Origin of the sequence: Gaiella sp., assembly GCF_035558935.1 — a bacterium.
Lineage (GTDB): Bacteria > Actinomycetota > Thermoleophilia > Gaiellales > Gaiellaceae > Gaiella.
In genome coordinates, this window is record NZ_DATMBZ010000117.1 from 1 (window position 1) to 22,677 (window position 22,677).

The 22,677-nt window shown below is 70.2% G+C and carries 22 protein-coding genes; 13 read left to right on the plus strand and 9 right to left on the minus strand.

What is annotated here, in order from left to right; translation table 11 throughout:
* From VNM44_RS11480 to VNM44_RS11530, 11 genes are all read left to right on the plus strand, one after another.
* Positions 1–1,101, plus strand: a 1,101-nt coding sequence (locus tag VNM44_RS11480) for a hypothetical protein (RefSeq protein ID WP_325626018.1), incomplete at its 5' end; no start/stop codon positions are given.
* A 37-nt stretch (positions 1,102–1,138) separates the two neighbouring features.
* The gene (gene cpaB / locus VNM44_RS11485) at positions 1,139–1,861 is read left to right on the plus strand and encodes a Flp pilus assembly protein CpaB (protein WP_325626019.1); all 723 of its coding nucleotides are present in this window, start codon (positions 1,139–1,141) and stop codon (positions 1,859–1,861) included.
* 18 nt (positions 1,862–1,879) lie between these two features.
* Positions 1,880–3,091, plus strand: a complete 1,212-nt coding sequence (locus VNM44_RS11490) for an AAA family ATPase (RefSeq protein ID WP_325626020.1) — start codon at positions 1,880–1,882, stop codon at positions 3,089–3,091.
* A 4-nt stretch (positions 3,092–3,095) separates the two neighbouring features.
* Positions 3,096–4,451, plus strand: coding sequence for a CpaF family protein (locus tag VNM44_RS11495; RefSeq protein WP_325626021.1), 1,356 nt, complete (start codon positions 3,096–3,098; stop codon positions 4,449–4,451).
* A complete protein-coding gene (locus VNM44_RS11500; RefSeq protein WP_325626022.1) occupies positions 4,448–6,337 on the plus strand; it encodes a type II secretion system F family protein in 1,890 nt (629 codons plus the stop codon). The genes VNM44_RS11495 and VNM44_RS11500 overlap by 4 nt, the downstream gene beginning before the upstream one ends.
* Positions 6,338–6,339: 2 nt before the next feature.
* Entirely contained in the window at positions 6,340–7,272 is a 933-nt protein-coding gene (locus tag VNM44_RS11505) for a type II secretion system F family protein (RefSeq protein ID WP_325626023.1), read from the plus strand.
* Positions 7,273–7,284: 12 nt separating this feature from the next.
* Positions 7,285–8,040: a DUF192 domain-containing protein gene (locus tag VNM44_RS11510; protein WP_325626024.1), complete on the plus strand. Its 756-nt coding sequence runs from the start codon at positions 7,285–7,287 to the stop codon at positions 8,038–8,040.
* A 92-nt stretch (positions 8,041–8,132) separates the two neighbouring features.
* Complete coding sequence (locus tag VNM44_RS11515; RefSeq protein ID WP_325626025.1) at positions 8,133–9,614, plus strand: sensor histidine kinase; 1,482 nt, start codon at positions 8,133–8,135, stop codon at positions 9,612–9,614.
* 299 nt (positions 9,615–9,913) lie between these two features.
* Positions 9,914–10,066, plus strand: a complete 153-nt coding sequence (locus VNM44_RS11520) for a hypothetical protein (protein ID WP_325626026.1) — start codon at positions 9,914–9,916, stop codon at positions 10,064–10,066.
* Between the two features lie 180 nt (positions 10,067–10,246).
* Positions 10,247–12,031 carry a sigma-70 family RNA polymerase sigma factor gene (locus VNM44_RS11525; RefSeq protein WP_325626027.1) on the plus strand — a complete coding sequence of 595 codons (1,785 nt, stop codon included), beginning with the start codon at positions 10,247–10,249 and terminating at the stop codon, positions 12,029–12,031.
* Positions 12,032–12,108: 77 nt separating this feature from the next.
* Positions 12,109–12,663, plus strand: a complete 555-nt coding sequence (locus VNM44_RS11530) for a CAP domain-containing protein (protein ID WP_325626028.1) — start codon at positions 12,109–12,111, stop codon at positions 12,661–12,663.
* Between the two features lie 127 nt (positions 12,664–12,790).
* Here the strand turns inward: VNM44_RS11530 and VNM44_RS11535 are convergent, their stop codons facing one another.
* On the minus strand, positions 12,791–13,009 hold the full coding sequence (locus VNM44_RS11535) for a DUF4314 domain-containing protein (protein WP_325626029.1): 219 nt from the start codon (positions 13,007–13,009) through the stop codon (positions 12,791–12,793).
* Positions 13,010–13,191: 182 nt separating this feature from the next.
* Between VNM44_RS11535 and VNM44_RS11540 the strand changes: the two genes are divergently transcribed.
* Positions 13,192–13,929: a hypothetical protein gene (locus VNM44_RS11540; RefSeq protein WP_325626030.1), complete on the plus strand. Its 738-nt coding sequence runs from the start codon at positions 13,192–13,194 to the stop codon at positions 13,927–13,929.
* A 1-nt stretch (position 13,930) separates the two neighbouring features.
* On the opposite strand, the gene VNM44_RS11545 is transcribed toward VNM44_RS11540, so the two are convergent.
* The gene (locus VNM44_RS11545; protein ID WP_325626031.1) at positions 13,931–14,455 is read right to left on the minus strand and encodes an A24 family peptidase; all 525 of its coding nucleotides are present in this window, start codon (positions 14,453–14,455) and stop codon (positions 13,931–13,933) included.
* Positions 14,456–14,758: 303 nt separating this feature from the next.
* Between VNM44_RS11545 and VNM44_RS11550 the strand changes: the two genes are divergently transcribed.
* Positions 14,759–16,108, plus strand: coding sequence for a putative bifunctional diguanylate cyclase/phosphodiesterase (locus tag VNM44_RS11550; protein WP_325626032.1), 1,350 nt, complete (start codon positions 14,759–14,761; stop codon positions 16,106–16,108).
* Here the strand turns inward: VNM44_RS11550 and chrA are convergent.
* The 7 genes from chrA to VNM44_RS11585 form a co-directional block, all read right to left on the minus strand.
* Positions 16,105–17,304 (minus strand): chromate efflux transporter, encoded by a 1,200-nt coding sequence (gene chrA / locus VNM44_RS11555; protein ID WP_325626070.1) that lies wholly within the window; start codon positions 17,302–17,304, stop codon positions 16,105–16,107. The two genes, VNM44_RS11550 and chrA, sit on opposite strands and share 4 nt — an antisense overlap.
* The gene (locus VNM44_RS11560; protein WP_325626033.1) at positions 17,277–17,861 is read right to left on the minus strand and encodes a cob(I)yrinic acid a,c-diamide adenosyltransferase; all 585 of its coding nucleotides are present in this window, start codon (positions 17,859–17,861) and stop codon (positions 17,277–17,279) included. Before VNM44_RS11560 ends, chrA begins: the two co-directional genes overlap by 28 nt.
* Positions 17,862–17,953: 92 nt before the next feature.
* Positions 17,954–19,132 (minus strand): acyl-CoA dehydrogenase family protein, encoded by a 1,179-nt coding sequence (locus VNM44_RS11565; protein WP_325626034.1) that lies wholly within the window; start codon positions 19,130–19,132, stop codon positions 17,954–17,956.
* Between the two features lie 21 nt (positions 19,133–19,153).
* Positions 19,154–20,116, minus strand: a complete 963-nt coding sequence (locus VNM44_RS11570) for a class I SAM-dependent methyltransferase (RefSeq protein WP_325626035.1) — start codon at positions 20,114–20,116, stop codon at positions 19,154–19,156.
* Positions 20,117–20,119: 3 nt separating this feature from the next.
* Positions 20,120–20,953 carry a 3-hydroxyacyl-CoA dehydrogenase family protein gene (locus tag VNM44_RS11575; protein WP_325626036.1) on the minus strand — a complete coding sequence of 278 codons (834 nt, stop codon included), beginning with the start codon at positions 20,951–20,953 and terminating at the stop codon, positions 20,120–20,122.
* Positions 20,950–21,447 carry a hypothetical protein gene (locus tag VNM44_RS11580; protein WP_325626037.1) on the minus strand — a complete coding sequence of 166 codons (498 nt, stop codon included), beginning with the start codon at positions 21,445–21,447 and terminating at the stop codon, positions 20,950–20,952. Before VNM44_RS11580 ends, VNM44_RS11575 begins: the two co-directional genes overlap by 4 nt.
* Positions 21,444–22,595, minus strand: a complete 1,152-nt coding sequence (locus VNM44_RS11585; RefSeq protein WP_325626038.1) for an acetyl-CoA C-acyltransferase — start codon at positions 22,593–22,595, stop codon at positions 21,444–21,446. Before VNM44_RS11585 ends, VNM44_RS11580 begins: the two co-directional genes overlap by 4 nt.
* Positions 22,596–22,677: the final 82 nt, after the last annotated feature.

Consider the following 22,677-nt stretch of genomic DNA (forward strand, 5'->3'; position numbering starts at 1 on the left):
CCCTCTGGCAGCAACCCGACGGGAATGTGGATCACGAATGGCACGCCGATCGTCGCGTCTACCAACAAGCAGGGCAGCAATCCCGAGACGGGCGACAACCCGGTCACGGTCAAGGTCTTCTGGACTCCCCCAACGGGTGGCCAGAAGTCCTATGACGAGCTAGCTCAGCAGTCGTACATCGGCACGCAGGAGTCCGCAGGCGCGCTCGACCTGGTCCGCACATCGGGCTCGCCGTTCGCGGGCGGGCTTCCGAATGCGCCGTTCGACAACGTCACCGACGGAAATGTTGACGTAACCGTCTTCCCGACGATCGGCATCCGGTCCGTGCTCCGCCCCGGAATCTTCACCACCCTGCGCACGGAATCGTCACAGGGCAGCCAGCTCGTCGCGTGCGATCCAGCTGTGTCCAGCGGCAAGGAGTTCCTGCTCTTCCGTGGCGGCTGCGACCCTTGGTTCGGTGAGAATCCGTTCGTCAACGGGCCGTGGTGGAACACGGGAACGAAGGAGTGTCCGGACTGGAACCTCTGGTACTCGACGACGCCGATGCCGCCGCCGTACGGCACCAACTCGTCCACCAACCCGTGGCGCTGCGTCCTGCAAGCGCCCGGAAGCTCGAACGGTCAGACAGGCGATTGGATGATCGTGGCGACCCAGAACTGCAAAGACCCGTCGCTCGACACCAGCACGAACAAGTGCCATTCGTGGAAGACCGCGGCCGAGGCGTACTGCGGGAACTACGACGGGAAGCCGGGCGACCCGAACGGCTGGGTCCAGAAGGGCGGAGACCTCAGCGATCCCCGCGTGATCAGCCTGTTCATCATCCCGTACCAGGCGCTCAAGAACGTGTCGGGCTCGAAGGTCGAGGTCCCGATTCTCGGTTTCGCGAGCTTCTACGTGATGGGTTGGAAGGGTCAGAACGCATCCGAAAACGACCCGTGCCCAGACCCCGACTTCAACAATGTCCCGTACGCTGCGCCCGACAAGGGAACGGTGCAGGGCGTCTTCGTCGCGGGCGTCCAGTACGAGCCCGGCCCGGTCGACGAGAACGCCGTCTGCACCGAGGACCTGCTGACGTTCTGCCGGCCTACGCTCGTCCGATGATCTGCCGATAAGAGAGGAACCCAGGAGGAACTCCCCCGTGTCGAACACCTCGCTCACAACCAAGGTTCAGCAGTCCCGCGGCTGGACGCTCGCGCTCGGCATCGCCGCCGCGGTGCTGGCCGCCATCCTGCTGATCGCGTACCTCGTCCAGTACCGCTCGAGCGTCAAGAGCTCGACGGCCGAGACGCCGGTGCTCGTGGCGAAGAACCTCATCCCGAAGGGCACATCCGGCACCGTCATTGCCGAGAAGCAGCTCTTCCAGGCCGCGACCCTCGCGAAGGACGACCTCAAGGTCGGCGCGATCTCCGACCCGGCGTACCTGAACGGGCGCGTGGCGGTCGCAGACATCTTCCCCGGCCAGCAGATCACCACCGCCGACCTGACCGCGGGCCTCACCGACGCGATCCCGACGCAGCTCACCGGTAAGCAGCGAGCGGTCGCGATCCCGGTGTCCGGCGCTCGCGGGCTCGTCGGGTTCGTCTCGAGCGGCGACCGTGTGGACATCTACTACGGCACCGGAGCGAGCGGAGGCACGGTTCTCGGCCTGCTCGCACCGAACGTGCTCGTGATGAGGGCACCGGCCGGCGACGGCGCACCGGCGATCCTCCGTGCCGACGCAGGGCTCGCACAGAAGCTCGCTCTGGCATCGGACTCGGGCACGCTCTGGTTCCTCCTGCGCCCGGCAGGTGACGCCAAGAACGCCCCGAAGAAGTCCATCACGAGCATCGAGCTCCTCCGCGAGATCCAGGGACAGCGGTAGACCACGATGGATCGCTCCATGCGCGCACTGGTCGCGGTCGAGGGGCTGGACGTCTTCGACGTCCAGCGGGCCCTGCCCGACGATCCGACCTTCGAGCTCGTCGGCGTCACCGACGGCGTCGACGAGACGGTTCGACTCCTCCACGACAAGGACGTCGACGTGATGCTCGTCGCGTGCCAGGGCCGGGAGGACGACCGCTCGCTGCAGATCATCGACAGTGCGCACCGGACTGCTCCCGACGTGCCGATCATCGTCCTCTCGACGTCGTCGCCGAACGGGTTCCTCCGGCGGGCGTTCGAGGCCGGAGCGGCGGACATGGCGTTGTTCCCGCAGTCGAAGGAGCAGCTCCGGTTCGCGATGAGCAAGGCGATCACCCGTGCCCCGCGAAGGGGCACGGTCGGCGGCGGCGACCGCAAGGACGGGCGCCTCATCTGCGTGCTCGGGCCGAAGGGCGGCACGGGCAAGACGCTCACCTCCTGCAACCTCGCGGTCGCGCTCGCGCTCGCGGGCCAGAAGGTGATGGTGATCGACCTCGACCTCCAGTTCGGCGACGTCGCGCTCTGCCTCGGGCTTCCGCCGGAGAAGACGATGTACGACCTCGCGATCTCGGGCGGCTCGCTCGACGCGGACAAGCTGGCGGACTACGTCATGACGCACGACACGGGCGTCGACGTCCTCCTCGCGCCGGCGCGCCCCGACCAGGCGAGCGCGATCACGATCGAGCTCCTGCGCGACGTTCTCGTCGTCGCCCGGGGCGCGTACGACTTCGTCATCGCCGACACGCCCCCCGGCTTCACCGCCGAGGTGATCGCCACCATCGACGCGAGCTCCGATCTGGTCATGGTCGGCACGCTCGACTCGCTCTCGCTCAAGAACACGAAGCTCGGGCTCGAGACGCTCGGGCTGATGGACTACGACCCGAAGAAGATCCAGCTCGTCCTGAACCGCGCCGACACGCGCGTCGGCATCAGCCAGCACGACGTGGTCATGGTGCTCGGGGCCGAGCCGAACATCTTCATTCCGTCCGATCGCGAGATCCCCCGCTCGGTGAACGAGGGCATCCCGATCACGCTGTCGCGCCCGCAGTCGTACGCGGCCGCGTCCTTCCACGACCTCGCCGGCCTGTTCCTCACGGAGCCGGCCGCCAATGGCGAGGCGCTCGCCGCAGCCACGGCAGAGCCGTCTGGCCGCAGCCACTCCCGATCCCTGTTCCGCTTCAGAAGGAAGTAGCCGCATGGAGCTCCACGAGCGACTCGTCACGACCAAGCCGGCGGCGGCGGTCCAGCAGCAGACCAAGGAGCCGTTCGCCGACCTCAAGAACTCGATCCACATGCTCGTGATCAGCGAGCTCGGGCCACAGCTCACCGGCCAGGTGCTCGACCCGGTCGGGATGCGCGACCGCGTGATCGCGGACATCCGCCGTCACCTCTCCGGCGAGACGGGAATCTCGCGCGAGGATCGCGAGCGGCTGACGTCGGAGATCGCCGACGACATCCTCGGCTACGGCCCGCTCGAGCGCCTGCTGGCCGACGACTCCATCACGGAGATCATGGTCAACGGGCCGGGCGAAATCTGGATCGAGCGTCAGGGACGCCTCTACGAGACGACCGTGCGCTTCTCGGACGAATCGCACCTGCGCCGCATCATCAACCGGATGGTCGCGCAGATCGGCCGTCGCATCGACGAGTCCTCGCCGATGGTCGACGCACGCCTGCCCGACGGCTCGCGCGTCAACGCGATCATCGCGCCGCTCTCGCTCTCCGGCCCGCTGCTCACGATCCGGAAGTTCGCGCGCAAGCGCCTCGGGCTGCAGGACATGGTCAACATCGGCTCGCTCAGCGAGGAGTCCGTCGACTTCCTCCGCCGGTGCATCCAGGCGCAGCTCAACGTCCTCATCTCGGGCGGTACGGGCTCCGGCAAGACGACGCTCCTGAACGGCCTCTCGTCGGCGATCCCCGACCACGAGCGGATCGTGACCATCGAGGACGCGGCCGAGCTGCAGCTGCATCAGCGGCACGTCCTCCGCCTCGAGGCGCGCCCGCCGAACATCGAGGGCGAGGGTGCGATCCCCATCCGCGACCTCGTGCGCAACTCGCTGCGCATGCGACCCGACCGGATCATCGTCGGCGAGTGCCGCGGTCCCGAGGCGCTCGACATGCTCCAGGCGATGAACACGGGCCACGACGGGTCGCTCTCGACCGTCCACGCCAACGCGCCGCGCGACGCGCTCGCGCGTATCGAGACGATGGTCTTGATGGCCGGCTACGACCTCCCGGTCCGCGCCATCCGCCAGCAGGTCTCCTCGGCGCTCGACCTGATCGTCCACATCGAGCGGATGGAGGACGGCTCCCGTCGCTGCACCGCGGTGACCGAGGTACAGCGCATGGAGTCCGACGTCATCACCCTGCAGGACATCTTCGAGTTCAAGATCGACTCGTTCGCGCCCGACGGAACCATCAACGGAAAGCTTCAGCCCACCGGGCTGCGGCCGATCTTCCTCGACAAGTTCGCGAAGCGCGGCATCGAGCTTCCGGCGGGGCTCTTCACGCACCGGCCCGTCACTGCGAACGTCGCGGACCTCCGACGGTGACGCGTCGCGCTCGTCTCATCTGGCTCGCCGCGGCCGCTGTCGTCGCTGCGGTCGCGGCACTGCCGGCCGCCGCTGCGGATAGCGGCAGCGTGCAGGTCGTCGAGGCCGGGAGCGCGTTGTTCCCGGACCGCGCCTATGTCCTCACGTTGCCGGACGCGAAGGGGTCCGTGCTGACGGCGGACGATGTCACGGTCACGGAAGACGGCAACGCCGTCAAGAACCTCAGTGTGCTCTCGGCCGCATCGGCGGAGGGGATCGGCACCGTGCTGTTGATCGACGCTTCGAACAGCATGAAGGGCTCGATCAACTCGGCGATGGAGGCGGCACGGGCGTTCGCGGCACGCAACCCCGGGCAGCCGCTGTCGGTCGTCTTCTTCAACGTGAAGCCGACCGTCGCGCTGCCGCTGACGACCGACCAGAAGCAGATCAAGGCGGTGCTCGCCAAGCCTCCGAAGCTGGCCGAAGGAACACGCCTGTACGACGCCCTCGCGGCGGCGGTCGCACAGGTGCGCGGCTCGGCGCTCGGCGCGGCACGGATCGTCCTGCTCTCGGACGGAGACGACGTCGGCAGCGTCACGAACCTCGACTCGGCTCTGGCTCAGCTCCAGGATCAGAGCATCCGCGTGTTCACGGTCGGCATCGAGTCGCCCGACTTCACCGCCGACGACCTCCAGCGAATCGCAGACCAGACGGGCGGCACGTACGCGGCGGCCACGTCGCCCGATGCCCTGACGAAGATCTACGACGAGCTCGGCTTCCAGCTCTCGAACGAGTACCTTCTGCGGTACCGCTCGACCGCGCAGCCGGACCAGCAGGTCGACGTCGAGGTCGCCGTCAAGGGCGCAGAGCCCGTGTCGTTCTCGTATCAGAGCCCGTCGACCGGTACCGCCGCGCCGTACGAGCCGGCCTTCCGGGACAAGCTCCTTCAGTCGTGGTTCCTGATCCCGCTGGTGGTCGTGCTCGTCCTGGCGCTCGCGATCTTCACGCTCCGCTCGCTCTGGAGCCTGCGCTCGAACAGAGCGCTCGTCGCGAGGCTCGGAGAGTTCGTCACGCTTCCGGCAGAGGAGCGCGCAACCGAGCGGCGCAAGGAAGTCGATGCGTTGCTCCTTGCGGTCAGCCAGCAGAAGCAGAAGCAGCGGAAGATGCAATGGATGTCCGGGTTTGCCGACGACGTCGACGTCGCACAGATCAAGCACGATCCGAGCAGAATGGTGTGGCTGGCGGTCCTCGGCGGGCTTCTCATCGCTGTCGTCGCTGCCGTCGCGCTCGGGCCGTTCTGGTTCGTCCTCGGCGTCATACCGCCGATCGGCCTCAACCTCTTCGTCCGCGGGAGGGCTCGGGCCGTCCGGAACGATTTCAGCGAGCAGCTTCCCGAGAACCTCGACGTGCTCGCCTCCGCGCTCCGGGCCGGCCACAGCCTTGCCGGCGCCATGGGCGTGGTCGCCGACGAGGCGCCCGAGCCGTCCAAGCGGGAGTTCAGCCGCGTCGTCACCGACGAACAGCTCGGGATCCCGCTCGACGAGGCGCTCGAGGTGACCGCACAGCGAATGCAGTCGAGCGACATGGATCAGGTCGCCGTCCTCGCGCTCGTGCAGCGTGAGGCAGGCGGTAACACCGCCGAGGTTCTCGATCAGGTGACGGCGAACATCCGCGCGCGGATGGACATTCGCCGTCTCGTCAAGGTCTTGACGGCCCAGGGCAAGTTCTCGAGCTGGGTGATCGCCCTCGTCCCAGTGGGGATCCTCGTCTTCCTGCTGCTCGTCAACCCGTCGCACCTCGACCCGCTCATCCATCAGACGGTCGGCCAAGTGGCGTCCGTGGCGGCTGTTTTGATGATGATCCTGGGCTTCTACGTCATCCGTCGAATCATCACGATCGAGCTCTGACCATGATTCATGTCGTAGCACTCATCGGGCTCTTCCTCCTCGCAGTCGCGGTCACGATGGTCATCCGGGCGCTCACGAGCCCCGCGGGGCCGTCGACCGAGACGCTGGAGCAAATCAGCGCGTACGGCTTCGCCGGGACACTTCCCACCTCGACCGAAGAAGGGCCGGGCCTCCGTGTTCGCGTAGGCGACTTCGCGGGTAGCACGGGCCGCTGGCTGGGACAGCGCTTCTCGCGTCTCAGAGGAAAGAACTACCGCGCTCGCTTGATCGCCGCGGGCATGTACACGACCACGCCTGAACGCCTGCTCGGGACACAGTTCCTCGCGGCGTTGGGGCTTGCCGTGTTGTGGCTGCTGCTGACCGGCGTCGGCGGAGCCCAGGCGTGGCTCGTCGTGCTCGGCACGATCGGTGCGGCGGTGCTGGGCTGGGTCCTCCCCACGTTCGTCGTGGACTCGCGGGCGAGGAAGCGCCGGGACCAGGTCGAGCGTGGCCTACCCGACCTGATCGATCTCCTCGTCGTGACCCTCGAGGCCGGCCTCAGCTTCCCCCAGTCGCTGAGGCTCGCCGCCGGGAAGATCAAGGAGCCCCTGTCCTCGGAGGTGCGTCTCACACTCCAGGAGCAGAACATGGGCCTGACTCTCGTCGAGGCGCTCGAGAACCTTCTGGCCCGCGTGGACACGCCGGGCGTCCGGATGTTCTCGAGGTCGATCGCGCAGGGTGAGACGATGGGCGTCTCCACGGGCCAGATCATGCGGAACCTCGCAATCGAGCTACGCAAGCGCCAGCGGGCGTATGCAGAGGAGCGCGCCCAGAAGGCGCCGGTGAAGATCCTCTTCCCGATCCTCTTCCTCATCATGCCCGCGCTCTTCATCGTCATCCTCTTGCCGGTGATGATCCGAATCCTGGACGTGCTCGGCGGCGGGACGGGCGAGTAGCCGGCGCCCGCCGTGCGCAAGGTCCCGAACCTGACGCTTCGCCGCGAGGACGGAAGGGTCGTCGCGGAATCCGTGGTGGTCGCCGACTCGACGGGTCGGCGGCTCCGCGGCCTCCTCGGCAAGAAGGAGCTCCCGTCGGGTCACGCTGTCCTCCTCCGCCCGGCGTGGTCGATTCACACGGCGTTCATGCGGTTCCCGATCGATGTCGTCTTTCTCGACGCCGACCAGATCGTGGTCAAGATCGTGCCGAATCTGCCGTCCTTCAAGACCGCCTCCTGCCGCGGGGCCCGGGAGGTCGTCGAGCTCCGCGCCGGCGAGTGTGAGCGGCGCGGGCTCGCGCTCGGCGACCGTGTCGCCTGGGCGGCGCGCGCTGCAGACGAGGCGGCGCCGATCCCCGTCGCAGATCTCGAGGGCGAGCGACGCGGCGCTGTCGTGCTCGCCTCCACCGACCAGCGCTACCTGAAGCTCGTCCGCTTTCTGCTCGACGGGAAGGGCATCGGCGTCGTCGCCAGCGTGCCGCCTCAGGGCGCGGCAGAGGCTGCCGGAGGCGAGGCGGCGGACGTCGTCGTGATCGACGCCGGCGCCATGACGGAGGGACTCCGCCTGGCGAACGTGACCCGCGCGCGGCGTCCCGAGGCGACCGTCGTCCTCGTCGGCGAGGACGCCGCCGACCGCGCCCCGGCCGGCATGCGCGTGTACGAGAAATGGGACGACACGGAGGGCGTCGTCGCCGCGATCGAGGACGCGATCGAGCGAAAAGCCGTGTAGTCTCAGGGGTTCGTGCAGGGGTCGTGTCCGACAGGGTGAACGAGGGGGCGACACGAGATGACTCCAAGCGAACAATCGATCAGGCGAGGACCATGACCAGCTTTCCGGCGGGCGGTACGTCCGCGGCAGGTTCCGTCGCGCCGCTCACGAATCTCCAGGATGCATCGCCGTCACGTTCGCCGGCAACGGCGCCGGGAGGTCATGGCGGCGCGCAGAGGCTCGACGCCGCGCACCGAGCGCTGCAGGCGGAGACCCACGACCGCGCCCAGCCGTATCTCAAGGCAGCCCACCGCGTCGCGCTCGCCGCGTACGACGGCGCGGGACGGAGCGACGCCGCAGACCGGATTGCCGTCGGTGTCTACGTGGCAAACGTCGTTGTCGCTCTCGCGGCAGAGGGGCAACTGGACGAGCACGACGCTGCCGTTGCGGTCGCGACCCTCGCGGAGACGCGTGACGAGCCGCTCGAAGCGGCCCGCTTCGATCTCCACCGGATCGCGTGCTTGAACGGGCTCCTGCTCGAGCTGCCGCCGTTCGTCGCGTGCGAGATGCAGCTTCGGCTCCTCGTTCACCTCGGCGTCGCGAGCGACGTCTCTCTCTGGCGGACGCACGACGGCGTCGTGGACCCTGTGCTGTCGTTCGGCGACGGCGCATCGAGCCGCCGCGCTCGTGCCACGGCAAAGGCGGCACTCCGCCGGGGCGGCCCCATGAGCCTGCTCGGCGGGCGAACGCTTCGCTCATCGCTCGTTCGTCGGTTCAACGCCCCGTGTGCGGCGATCGTCGCCCGGGTCGGTGACCCGGTCTCCCGAGCGGACGCCTATCTCTCCACCACGGCCACGGCGATGTCGGCGATCTACGAGCGCGAGCTCCTCCTCGAGCGCTCCGCCGAGCGCGAACGGGTGCTCGTGCGGGCCGGCGAGCAACGTCTCATGCGCATCGGGTTCGATCTCCACGACGGCCCGATCCAGGACGTGCTCTCGCTCGGCGCGGAGGTCTCCCTGCTGCGCGACCAGGTCTACCCCTTCGTCGACGACGCGCATCGTGAGCGCGCCGTGGGTCGTTTCGACGACATCCTGGCACGCGTCACGGAGCTGGACCGCCAGCTGCGGGAGCTCTCGCGGTCGCTCGAGTCACGGAGCATCATCACGCGTCCGCTGGGCGAGATCCTCCACCGCGAGGTCGACTCCTTCGCGGAGCGGACGGGGATCGACACGCGGCTCGAGATCCGCGGAGACCCCGAGTCGCTGACCTCGGCACAACGGATTGCCGTGTATCGCGCGATCCAGGAGTCGCTGTCGAACATCCGAGAGCACTCGGGCGCGTCGACGGCGGAGATCCGGCTCCGCATGCGCCGCGCCTCGATCGAGGTGCGCGTGACCGACGACGGCCACGGCTTCGAGGTCGGACGCGCGCTCGCCCGGGCGGCGCAGCGAGGCCGCCTCGGCATCGTCGGGATCGGCGAGCGCGTGCGGATGCTCGGAGGCACCTTCGAGATCGACAGCACCCCGGGCGGCCCGACGATGCTGACGTTCGCCCTGCCGCGTGTGACGCCCGACGAGCGGTCGGCCTTCCGCTGAGCTGGCCCCAGGGGCCTGTCCCCCGCAGGGGCCCGTCCCCGCGGCGCTCCCGACCAAGACCACGCTTCACGGAGGACAGGCCCCGCGGACAGACCCCCGGGGACGGACCTCGCTAGACCCAAAAAAATGAAGGGGAGGGCTCCGCCGCCGGTAGCCCTCCCCAACTCTCTGCCCTCCCCGGCCCCCACTCCGGGGTGAGCAGCGATGTGGGACCCCTCTACGGCTGCAGGAGCCGCCCCTTGTCCGACATGCAACGGCCAAGGCTCCCGAGCGCCGACCCCCCGCGGGCGAGAGCCATCGTGCATCGCTTCGAAAGTGACGGCCTCGCCGCGGCGGCCGCCTGCGCCGCAGCGAGCTTTACTGCCGTCATCGACACACACCGGCCGAAGATGTTCGTCCTGTCGCTCCATGACCAACCTGCGTTCGGCGCCGCCGACGGCTCGACCGCATGAGCCGCCGGGACGACGAAAGCAAGGAGGAGGAGGTTCGTGAGTGAAAGCTTCTTCATCGTGTTTCTCTTGGCCCTTCACCCAGGAAGATGCGCGGCGGCCGGAAAACTTGCGTGTTCGCTTGTAAAGACTCTGTAAGGGGGATGCGCGCGCCGGCGGAATACGTGATCCTGAGAGCCGGCAATGGCTGCCACTGAAACCAGCACGCGCGCAAACGCCGCGCTCGACGACCTCTACCGGCATCACGTCGGCGAGGTCTACCGCTACACGTATGCCGTCCTCGGCAATCACGCGGACGCGGAAGACGTCACGCAGACGACGTTCGTCAACGCGCTCCGGGCGCTCGAGCGCGGCGAGTCGCCGCAGAACGCCTCGGCATGGCTGGTTGCGATCGCGCAGAACGTCGTGCGGCAGCGCTGGCGCCAGGCAGCCTCCCGACCGGCCGAGGTGGAGCTCGTCCACGACGTGCCGGAGACGCCGGCCGAGGAGGACATCGAGGTCGACGAGCTCGTCCGCGCGCTCCAGCGGATCCCGCCGGCGCAGCGCGAGGCGCTCGTCATGCGGGAGCTCGAGGGACGGTCGTACAACGAGATCGCGGGCCTGCTCGGGCTCACGACATCGGCGCTCGAGACGCTGCTCTTCCGGGCGCGCCGGTCGCTCGCCGAGGAGCTCGAGAATGTCGTCACCTGCCAGAACGCCGAGCTCGCGATGTCGAAGCAGCTCGACGGTCGGCTGTCACGCAAGGATCGGCGGCGGCTCGACGAGCATCTCGCCGAGTGCCCGGACTGCGCCCGGCTGGCGCAGATGCAGAAGCGCCAGCGGCATGCGTTCAAGGGTCTCGCCGTCCTTCCGATCCCAGTCGGCCTTGCGCTCTTCAAGGGCGTGCCGAGCGCCTCTGCTGCGGCGTCGCTGCCGACCATCGGCCTCGGCGCGACGGGTACCGCGTCGAACGGCGCGGCCGGCGCGACCGGTGTGGGCGTCGGGGGCGCGACGAGCGGCGGAGCCGTCGCGGGTGGGTCGCTCGTTGCCGCCGCAGTGAAAGTGGCGGCGGTGATCGTCGCAGCGACCGTCGCGACGGGCCTCGCCTACAAGGGTGTGCAGCTCGCCCAGGGCGAATCCCCGTCGTCCACCTCCGCGAGCCCAAGCGCGACGCACGAGCGCACGACGGCCACCGGCCAGAACCAGAAGGGTCCAGCTGGGACCAAGGCGACCACACTTCCGCCGGCCCGGGGGGCGAGCCCGTCCAGCGGCGCCCAGCACGGCGCCAACGCAGTCGCAGGCGGCGTCGCGATGGAGAGCGAGACCTCCGTGGTCGGTCAGGTCGCGGGCGGCGAGACCGCGAGCGACGGGACCACCGGATCCGCGAACGGCAGCGGCGCAGGGGCGACCAAGGACGGGGCTGGATCCGCCGGGGACGCCGGCACCGGGCCTGCCACAGGCAGCGGCTCCGGGACCCCAGCAGCCGCCGCCGGGACACCGGCAGCCACCACGCCGTCTTCCGCGCCTTCGGTCTCGGGCGGAGGCGCGCCGGGCGCGTCACCCACGGCGGCGTCCGCGCCACCGAAGGGCACGACCACGCCCGCCAAGGCGAAGCCGAAGAAGCCGAAGGTCCGCAATCCCAAGGCAGCCTCGAAGCCCAAGCCGAAGCCCACACCGCCGGCGGCGAAGCCGACCGCGCCGCCCGTCGGACCGGGCGCATCGAACGGCAACGGCAGCGGGAACCCACAGCCAGGAGCCGGAGGCTCGTCCGCAGGGGGAAGCCACCCGGTGACCCCAACCCCCGAACCGACATCTGGCGGCACGAGCGAATCGCCGGGGCCGGCGCCGGCGCCGACCCCGACCACCGACACATCGGCGGGTGAGACCACCACCACCACGCCGGGTTGCCCAGGTGCCGGTAGCGGCCCGGGCAAGGGCCAGGGCTGCGGCGTCGGCAACGCCTACGGGCAGGACAACGGCAAGCCCTAGAGCCGGCGTTGCCGAGAGACACGAACCCCCAAAAGGGGGGTCGCGCTCCGAGCCTCGAATCGACGATAGGATGCGCAATGCTCCGCGGCCGGACGATCGTCGTGTTGCTCGTAGCGCTCGCGAGCGCTTTCGCCGCGTCGTCGGCCGGTGCAACCGGCACGGCTCGGGGCGCGACGACCGCGTCGAAGTCCTCGGTGACCCGCGCACCCTCGCTCGAGGAGCTTGTGTTGCGGGAGATCAACGCTGTACGCACACGACGCGGCCTCGGAGGTCTCGCCGCATCTCAAGCGCTGTCGCGCTCCGCCGCAGCCCACTCCCGCGCGATGGCGATCTACGGGTTCTTCTCGCACGAGTCCCGCAACGGAACAGCGTTCTCGGAACGGATCAAGCGTTTCTATGCGCCACGCTCGGGAGCGTGGACGGTCGGTGAGAACCTCGCCATGTTCGGCGGCTCGACACCGAGCGCCGCAGCGATCGTCGACGCCTGGATGGGCTCGCCGGGGCACCGCGCCAACCTTCTGCGCGGCCTCTTCCACGAGGCCGGCCTCGCGATCATGTTCAACCCCGCAGCCGGCGGAGTCTTCGGCGGCGAGTCGACCTGGGTCGTCACACTCGACCTCGGCAGCCGCTGACATCTAGGGGTCTGTCGCCGAAGGGGGCTGACCGCTGTGACGATTGCGTCCTAGCACGACGTTCTGTGCACGGCCACGCCCACGGGGGACAGGCACCCGCGGTGCCAGTCCCCGGCCGCTTGAGTTCTTACGCCGCAGGAAGCGCGCGGAACGCGGACTGCCGCGGGTCGATTGCGCGGTCGAAGCCGCGCTCCCACTCCACGACGACCGTGCCGCCGGCCTCGATCCCGCGGACGACGCCGCGGTCACCGGCCCGGAGCTCGGGGTCGCTGTCCGACACGAGTTCGATCACGCTTCCGATGCGCACGCCCGCCGCGATGCGCGCGGCGAGGAGACGAGCACCCATTGCATCCATATTCACTCTTGTACGCACAACAGGCCCCGCCATCCTCCCCCGGACGGATGAGTCGACCTACCCCTTCGGGCAGGAAAGGGTCGAGGGGCGACGAACGCCGGAGGGCGCCGGCGGCTCATTCGAACTCGACGGCTGAGGATGTGCCGCCGGCGCTTTCCGGCGAAGGGAGACGGATGCAGGGCCAGGCACGGAACGAGCGCGAGTGGGAGCAGTGGCCCGGTCGCGGTACAGGCGGCGACAAGCGCGGCCGGCTCCGCGGACTGTTCACGCCCTCCGACGCCGCGGACGCCGTGGCGGAGCTCATCGCCGAGCGCGGACGCGAGCTCGAGGAGCGCTCGGCACAGATCCGCGCGGCGGTCGAGGAGCTCGAACACCGGGAGGAGCGTGCGCGCGAGCTGCACTACCGCGTCGAGCAGATCCTGCGCGACGGTGCGGCCGAGCTCGACCTCCGGCAAGCGGAGTTGAGCGTCAGGTCGGCAGACCTCGACGGCCGCGAGGCCGCCCTCGAGCACGCCGAGGCGAAGGTCGAGGATCGCCGACGCGCGCTCGGCGCTGTCGAGCTGCGTGCCGCGGCGATCGAACGACGCGAGGAGGCAGTCCGGCTCCGGGAGGTCGAGCTCGAGCACAGGGCCGCGGAGCTGGCCGAGCTCGCGCGTCAGCTTGACGACCTGGGCCGCACCCTGGAGGGCGCCGGCGTACGTCGGGTCGTCCGCGAGGACGAGCACGTCGCGCTCGCCGCAGCCGACCGGTATCGCCTCGTCGTACGCACCGGCCCGCCGCCGGAGCCTGGAGAGCTCGTCGAGCTGGAGGACGGCTACTACCGCTGCGTGCGGATCACGGCATCGCCTTTCCCGCGCGACGACCGTAGCTGCGCCGTGCTCGAGCCCATGGCCCTGCCGGTCGACGAGTAGCTCAGCCGAGCCAGGCGTCGAGAATCGCGTCGCCGAAGAACAGCCCGATCACTGCGCCCGCCGCGAGCGCCGGCACGTACGGAAGCGTGGTGCGTCGTCCAGCCGCACCCCGCCGCAGGAGCACGGCGAGCGCGGGGAGCATGCCGAGCAGCGTGCCGATGAACAGGCCGACGAACGCATTCCAGCCGAGCCAGGCGCCGAGGAAGGCTGCGAGCTTCACGTCGCCCATGCCGAGCCCTGCGGGGTAGACGAGTGCGAGGACGAGAAAGAAGCCTCCCGCGCCGAGGGCGGAAAGCAACCACTCCACGCTCGGATCGCGGATCGTCTGCACGACGAGCGCGACAGCGAGCGCGGGCAGGACGATGCGGTTCGGGACGATCCGACGCTCGAGGTCGGTGACGGTGACGGCGACGACGACCGCGCATCCGAGCACGTTCACGATCGCCTCGACCGTGACGCCGAAGACCGCGAGGCACGCCGCTGCCAGCGCGAGCCAGACGACGAGCGCAGCGAGCCGAAGGCGCACGGAGCGGGATTCACCGCGAAGTGGGGCGATCCTCTCCCCCGAACGAGGGACGGGATTCACCCACCCGGGGAGGGGCCGCCCGCGGCCTCCTCGGCGACGATCCGGTCACTGCGGAGCACGCGCCCGCTCCATGGCGTCGGGGCGCGAGAAACAGAGGGGGAAGTGCGTGAGGCTCTCGATCGACGGGCTGCTCGACGCTGGTTGGCATGGCCCGCGGCGGCAGTGGGCTTGTTCGGGCTCGGAAGCATTGCGGCACTCAACCTGAGCCTCACGGACCGGCCGCAGGAAGCATTCTTTCTCTCCATGGCGCTCGCCGGGTATGCGGGCGCGGCCACCACGTTCCTCGTCACGAGGATCCTGGCGGCGCAGCGGCTCGCGCTCCGCGACCCGCTCACCGGCCTTCCGAACCGCGATCTCCTCGACGACCGCATCGCGCAGGCGCTCGCGCGCTCGCGGCGCTCGAACGAGCCGTTCGCGCTCCTCGTGGTCGACCTCGACGGCTTCAAGGGCGTCAACGACATCCGTGGGCACGAGGTCGGTAACAAGGTGCTGCGCGCCACCAGTCGCAGACTCGAGTCGGTCGTCCGCGAGACCGACACCGTCGCGCGCGTCGGCGGCGACGAGTTCGTCGTGCTCTCCCTCGGGACGTCCGAGGACGAGGAAGCCGCTGCACTGGCCGGCCGTATCCGCCACGCCCTCCGGCGCTCGTACCGGGTCGACGGCGGGGTCGTCGAGCTCGACGCCTCGATCGGGTGGGCTCTCTTCCCCGAGGACGGCGTCTCGCCTGAGGAGCTGCTCGCGCGCGCCGACAACCAGATGTACGCAACGAAGCGAGACACGAGCGACGAGTCGGTGATTACGCGGGCACCACTCGACGGCGGGGTCGTGAGGGATCTCGAGTACGCGCTCGAGCAGGGCGAGATCGTGGTTCACTACCAGCCGATCGTCGAGCTCCCATCGGGCGTCGTGCGGACGGCGGAGGCGCTCGTGCGGCGGGTTCGGGGCGACACGCTCGTCGGCCCCGCGGACTTCGTGCCGCACGTCGAGCGGACGCCGCTCGTGCGGAAGCTGACGCTCGCCGTCGCCGGCGACGCCCTTCGCTGCCTCGGCGAGTGGGAGGCGCAGGGCCACGAGCTGGGCGTGGCGATCAACGTTCCGTACCGGATGATCGACGACGGGGAGCTCGTGGCGGGCCTCGAGCGCCTGCTGCGGAAGAGCGAGATCGCACCGGAGCGCCTCACGCTCGAGGTCGTCCCGTCCGGCCCGGGTGCAGGCTCGGAGCTGGACGCGACCGTGATCGCCCACCTGAAGGAGCTCGGAGTCCGCCTGTCGCTCGACGACCTCGGCCGTGCCTCTTCGGTGGCCGCGATCCGGACGCTGCCTCTCCACCAGGTGAAGATCGACGCGATGTTCCTCCACGAGGCCGGGCGGGGCGGTAGGGCCGACGCAATCGTCAGGTCGCTCGTCGAGCTCGCCCATGGCCTCGGGCTCGAGACGGTGGCGGAGGGAGTCGAGAGCAAGCTCGCCTGGGAGGCCGCGCTCGCGCTCGGCTGCGACCACGCGCAGGGCTTCTACCTCGGCCACCCGATGCCGGCCGGGAAGCTGGCCGACTGGCTCACCGGGACGTGGCCGGTCGTCGCCGTGGCGAGCTAGAAGACCAGCACCCCGGCGGCGGCCGCAAGGGGGACAACGGCCCAGACGGGTAGGACGCGCAGCAGGACGAGCAACCCTGCCGCGAAGAGGACGTCGCGTATTCCGCCGATCGAGGTGGTCAGCACGGGGTTCCACAGCGCCGCGGCGAGTACGCCCACGACGGCCGCGCCGACGCCTGCGAGCGCCGCCTGCACGATGCCGTGTCGCCGGATCGACGACCAGAGCGGCAGGACGCCCCCGAGCAGCAAGAACGAGGGCAGGAAGATCGCCCCGAGAGCGATGGCGGCACCCGCGATCCCGCTCGGCTCCGGATCGCGCACCGCACCGAGATACGCCGAGAAGGTGAACAGAGGCCCGGGCATCGCCTGGACGAGCCCGTAACCCGCGAGGAACTCCTGCTCTCCGACCCAACCGGGGGCGACCACCGCGTCGTGCAGGAGCGGGAGGACGACATGCCCGCCGCCGAAGACGAGCGCGCCCGACCGGAACATCGCGTCGACCAGCGCGAGCGCGCCGTCGTCTCCCGGGGCGAGGAGCGCCGGAAGCCCGAAGAGGAGTGCTGCAAACACCACGAGGCATGCGAGCGGCAGCAGCCCTGGCCTGGAAGAGCGCTCGTTGGAGGCGGGCGGTCGACCCAAGTCCCGCAGAAGGACGACGCCGACGAACGCGCCGAGCACGATCGCCGCAGCCTGTCCGCCGAACCCGCTCCACGCGAGCGCGACGACCGTTCCTGCGACCGCCAGGACCAGCCGCGGGACGTCGGGCGCGAGCGAGCGGCGCATCGCGAGCACGGCCAATGCGACCACCGGCACCGCAACGAGCTCCAGGCCGTGCACCCATCCCGCGTCGGCGACGTCAGCCGACGCAACAGCGAACGCGAGGACGGTCATGACGACGGCCGACGGGAGGGTGAAGCCGAGCCAGGCGACGAGCCCGCCCAGCCGACCCGCCCGGCGCGCCCCGATCGCGATCCCCAGCTGGCTCGACGACGGGCCGGGCAGGAGGTTCGCGATGGCGACGAGCTCGGCGAACTCCCGCTCGTCGAGCCAACGACGCCGGACGACGTAGGCCTCGCGGAAGTAGCCGATGTGCGCCACCGGGCCGCCGAAGGAGGTGAAGCCGAGCCGCACCGCGACGGCGAAGACCTCGGCGGCCGTACCACCCTCCGTCAGCCGCGTGTCGCGCCTGGCTTCCAGAGCGGCTCGTCGTGGTGCGCGAGGGCGTTTGCGCTTCGTGCGAGGATGAAGAGGAGGTCGGAGAGGCGGTTCAGGTACACCGCAACGAGCGGCCCGAGCTCCGTCACCGTCGCCGCCCTGAGCGTCTCGCGCTCGGCGCGACGGCAGATCGTCCGTGCGAGGTGGATCCCGGCTGCCGCCGTCGTCCCACCGGGAAGGACGAAGCTCTTGAGCTCGGGTAACCCGGCGTTGAACCGGTCGCAGTCCTCCTCGAGCCGATCGACCATCGACTGCTCGACCCGGAGCCGTCCCTCGACGTGCGCGGGGACGGACAGGTCGGCGCCGACGTCGAAGAGCTCGTTCTGGACGCGCTCGAGCACAGGCCGGAGCTCGCCCGGCACGGCACCCGCGAGGACGATGCCGATCGCCGCGTTCAGCTCGTCGACCGTCCCGAACGCCTCGATGCGGCCGTCGAGCTTCGAGACACGGGAACCGTCGCCGAGTGAGGTCTCCCCCGCGTCGCCGCCGCGGGTGTAGATCCTCGTCAGCCGAACCGGCTCGTCTCGTGCCCGCGGCATGGGCTGAGGATAGTGGGCACTGCCAGGTGGGGACTGGCCCCGCAGGGGCCTGTCCCCTGCGACGCTCCGAGCAACGCCACGCCTCGCGGCGGTCAGTCCTCTGCGGGGACAGACGCCGCGAGCTGCCGCTCGGCGGTCTTCAGGAGCTCGCGCGAGATGACGATCCGCTGGATCTCGCTCGTCCCCTCGTAGATCTCCGTGATCTTCGCGTCGCGGTAGTACCGCTCCGCGGGGAACTCGCGCGTGTACCCGTAGCCGCCGAGCACCTGGATCGCCTCCTGGCTCGCCCGGACGGCGACCCCGGAGGCGAACAGCTTGGCCATCGCGCCTGCGGGCCCATGAGGCAGCCCTGCCTGCTTCAGCCACGCCGCGCGGAGGGTGAGCTGGCGGGCGGCCTCGATCTCCGTCGCCATGTCCGCGAGCTTGAACCGGATCGCCTGGAACTCGGCCAGCTTGGAGCCGAACTGCTCCCGCTCGAGCGCATAGGCCCGTGCCGTGTCGAGCGAGGCCTGCGCGATGCCCACGGCCTGCGCTGCGATCCCGATCCGACCGCCGTCCAGCGTCGCCATCGCGACGGCGAATCCATTTCGCTCCTCGTGGAGCAGCCGGTCGCCGTCGACGTGGACGTCCTCGAGGCGGAGGTCCGCCGTCGACGAGGAGTGAAGGCCGAGCTTCTCTTCCTCGCGCGTGACCTCGACGTGGTCGGCGTCGAGTACGAATGCGGACACGCCGCGCGCGCCGACCGTCTCGGGATCGGTGCGCGCGAAGAGGAGGAACGTCGAGGCATGACTGCCGTTCGTGCACCACTGTTTCGAGCCCGACAGGCGCCAGCCGTCGCCGTCCCGCACGGCGGTCGTCCGCAGCGACCCGGCGTCGGATCCGGAGCCTGGCTCGGTGAGCGCGAATGCGCCGAGCGCTTCTCCCCGCGCGAGCGCCGGCACGAAGCGCGCCTTCTGCTCCTCCGTGCCGAACGTGACGATCGGCAGCGTCGCGGCGCTCGTGTGCACGGCGACCGTCACTCCGACGCCGGCGTCGGCACGGGAGAGCTCCTCGAGCACGAGCACGTACGACAGGAAGTCGGCGCCCGCACCGCCGAGCTCCTCGGGAATGCAGACGCCCATCAGGCCGAGCGAGCCGAGTTTCGCGAACACCTCTCGTGGGAACCGGTGCTCGCGATCCCAATCGCCCGCATGCGGCGCGATGTCGTTGTCGGCGATCTCCCGCGCGAGCGCCTGGATCTCGCGCTGCTCGCCGGTCAGGGCGAAGTCCACGCCGGGAGTGTAGGGCGTGCCTCAGGAGCGGTGGCGGAGCGGTCGCGCCCGCCGCTTGACCGTGCGCACGAGGCCGTCGGGCGTCATGAGCCTGCGGAAGCGACCCGGCGACAGCTCCGTGCAGAGGACGGCCGAGGCTGCGGGACCACGATCGCCGTAGCCGACGCCCTCCGCGCGAAACGACGGGGCGGCGCGCCACCCGTCTTCGGTCAGCTCGTACGCCTCCTGCTCCTCGAGGAACAGACCCGCGGACGTGAAGAGATGCGTCCAGCCTGCGACGTCGTCCAGTCGATACCAGCCGTGGTCTCCCGGCTCGCCGAGGGGCACCGTGACGAGGAGGCGACCCCCCGGCCGGAGGACGCGCCGGAGCTCACGGAGCGCGTCCGCCCGCGATCCCGGGTCGCTCTCGGCAGGCAAGCCGTAGCCGGTGTTGTCCGCGCCGACGTGCTCCAGCGTCGAGACGAGAAGCACCTGGTCGACGCTCGCGTCGTCGAGCGGAAGCGAGCGTACGTCGGCGACGACCCGCTCGATACCTTCGACGTCGCGCTCGGCAAGGTCGACGCCCACGACTTCGACGGCAGCCCGGACGAGCGCGCCGAGGTACGCCGGCTCCGCGTATGCGTACCCGACCTCGAGCACCCGTCCCGACGCGAGGAGCCGCGAGAGAACCCATGGGATCTCCACGACGCGCTCGTCGGTTCCGGCCGGCGCCTGCAGCCATGACAGCCGCTCGCCGCGCGCCCGCGCGGCGAGGCCGAGCGCGACCGCATCGTCGAGCTCGCGCACGCGGGTCGCCTCGGGTGCGTTGACGAGCTCGTGCAGGAACGTCGCGCGAGAGAGGGTTCCGTCGGCGAGCTTCTCCAGGGCACGCGCGCGCGCCTCGTCGTCCGGCGGACGACGGAGGACGTCGCGAAACGCGCGCTCGACGAAGGCCTCGTCCTCGCCGGCCTGGGCGCACAGCTCGGCTCCGACACGACTGTCCAACGACTATCCGTACTCGTAGAAGCCTCGGCCGGACTTCCGGCCGAGGCGGCCCGCCGCGACATGACGCCGCAGGAGCGGGCACGGAGCGTACTTCGGGTCCCCGAGCCCCTCGTGCAGCACTTCCATGATCGCAACGCACGTGTCGAGCCCGATCAGGTCGGCGAGCGCGAGCGGCCCCATCGGATGGGCGAACCCCAGGCGCGCCACGGTGTCGATCGCCTCCGGCTCGGCGACGCCCTCCATCAGCGCGTACGCGGCCTCGTTGATGAACGGCATCAAGATGCGGTTCGAGACGAATCCGGGAAAATCGTTCGCCTCCGCCGGCGTCTTACCCAGGTCGCGGGCCAGCGCGACGATCGCCTCGACCGTCTCGTCCGACGTCTGCTCGGCCCGGATCACCTCGACGAGCGCGAGCACCGGCACCGGGTTGAAGAAGTGCATGCCGACCACCTGTGCCGGCCGGGACGTGGCGGCGGCCAGCTGGGTGATCGGGATCGACGACGTATTCGAGGCGAGGATCGCGTGAGCGGGAAGGGCGTCGTCCGCGGCCCGGAGGAGCTCCTTCTTCGCTTCCGCGTTCTCGACGATCGCCTCGATCATGAGATCCGCTTCGCCGATCGACTCGACCGCGGTGATTCGGTCGAGCACCGGCCCGGGGTCGGGTCCGCCCTTCTGGTGCAGCTTCCCGAGGCTCGTCGCGATGGCCTCGAGGCCCCGCGCGGTGGCGCCGGGCAGCGTGTCGTGCAGGAGCACGTCGCGCCCCGACGCTGCGACGACCTGGGCAATGCCTGCGCCCATCTGCCCGGCGCCGACGACGAGGACGCGGTCGAAGCTCATCTGCCGACCCTATCGCCGCCGACGATCGCGGCCCGCCGCTGGCGGAGCCGACGGATCGAGTAAGCGAGAACGGCCGCGAGGATGACGAGCCCGATCACGACCCTGATCCCGTTGCCCCGGGGCTCGTCGCTCACCGAGAGAAGCGCCCCCGGGTCGGTCAGCAGGCACGACTCCGTGACGAGCTCGGCGCCCGAGAGGTTCGCGAGCACCCCGAGCGCCTCGTCGTGAAGGATCGGCTTGTCGGCGGCGTCGACGAGACGCGTCGCCGAGCGAACCTCGACCTCCCGCCCGACCGGGCCCTTGACGTTCTGGTCGACGACGAAGCGGTACACATTCCCGGTCGCCACGGCGCGTTCGCCCGCGACACGCCCGACGAACGCGGCATCGGCGGCGTCGAGGCGCTCGTCGAGTGGGACGTTCGGGCAGTCGAGCGCGAGCGCCGAGGGAGCGAGGACGAGCGACGCGAGGAGGAGCGTCGCGACTCGCGCGATCACGCCTCGAGCAGCACGGCGTCGCCCTGTCCGCCGCCCGAGCAGATCGCCGCGAGACCGAGGCCGCCTCCCGACCGACGAAGCTCGTGGACGAGCGTGCCGACGATCCGGCCTCCCGAAGCTCCGACCGGATGACCCAGCGCGACGGCGCCGCCATTCACGTTGACGAGCTCCTCGTCGGCTCCGAGCATCTGCGTCGAGTTCTTCGCCACCGACGCGAACGCCTCGTTGATCTCGACACGCGCGACGTCGTCCATCGTCCGGCCCGCAGCTGTCAGCGCCTTCTCGGCGGCGCGCGCCGGCACCCGCGCGAGGTAGGCGAAGTCGTCCGCGACGTATGCGTGCCCGACGATCCGCGCGAGCGGCTCGAGGCCGCGCTCTTCTGCCCATGCAGCCGAGCAGACGACGACGCACGACGCGCCGTCAGTCACTCCGGGGGCGTTGCCGGCCGTCGTCGTTCCCTCCGGGTCGAAGACCGGCTTCAGTGCGCCGAGCTTCTCGAGCGTCGTGTCGCGCCGGATGCTCTCGTCGGCGACGACGTCGCCGACGGGGACGAGCTCGTCGTCGAAGCGGCCCGCGTCCTGTGCCGCCGCGGCGCGCTCGTGGGAGCGAACGGCCCACGCGTCCTGGTCCTCGCGCGAGATGCCGAGCTCGCGCGACACCGCGGAGGCCTGCTGGATCATGTGGAAGCCGTCGAAGGTGGACGTGAGGCCGTCGAAGACCATGTGGTCGAGAACCTCTCCGTTTCCCATGCGGTAGCCGAAGCGTCCCTCGGGAAGCAGGTACGGCGCCCGGGACATCGACTCCATCCCGCCGGTGACGACGACGTCGTGGCGGCCGGCGGCGATCATCAGCTCGGCGATCTCGAGCGCCCGGATCGAGGAGGCGCACACCTTGTTGATCGTGTCGGACGGCACCTCCTTCGGAATGCCGGCCGCGACCGCGGCCTGACGCGCCGGCGCCTGGCCCGCCCCGGCCTGGAGCACCTGGCCCATGACGACGTAGCCAACCTCCGCGGGGTCGACCTTCGCGCGCTCGAGCCCCGCGCGGATGGCGATCGCCCCGAGCTCGGTCGCAGGGACGTTGGCGAGGCCGCCGCCGAGCCGGCCGAAGGGCGTCCTGACAGCGGAGAGGATGACTGCGCTCGCCATGCGCGGTCAGCGTAGCCACGCCGTGTCGGGCGGGCGTCGGTCGTTGCGCGCCGCGTGGGCGGGCGCTACGCTCGATCCCACG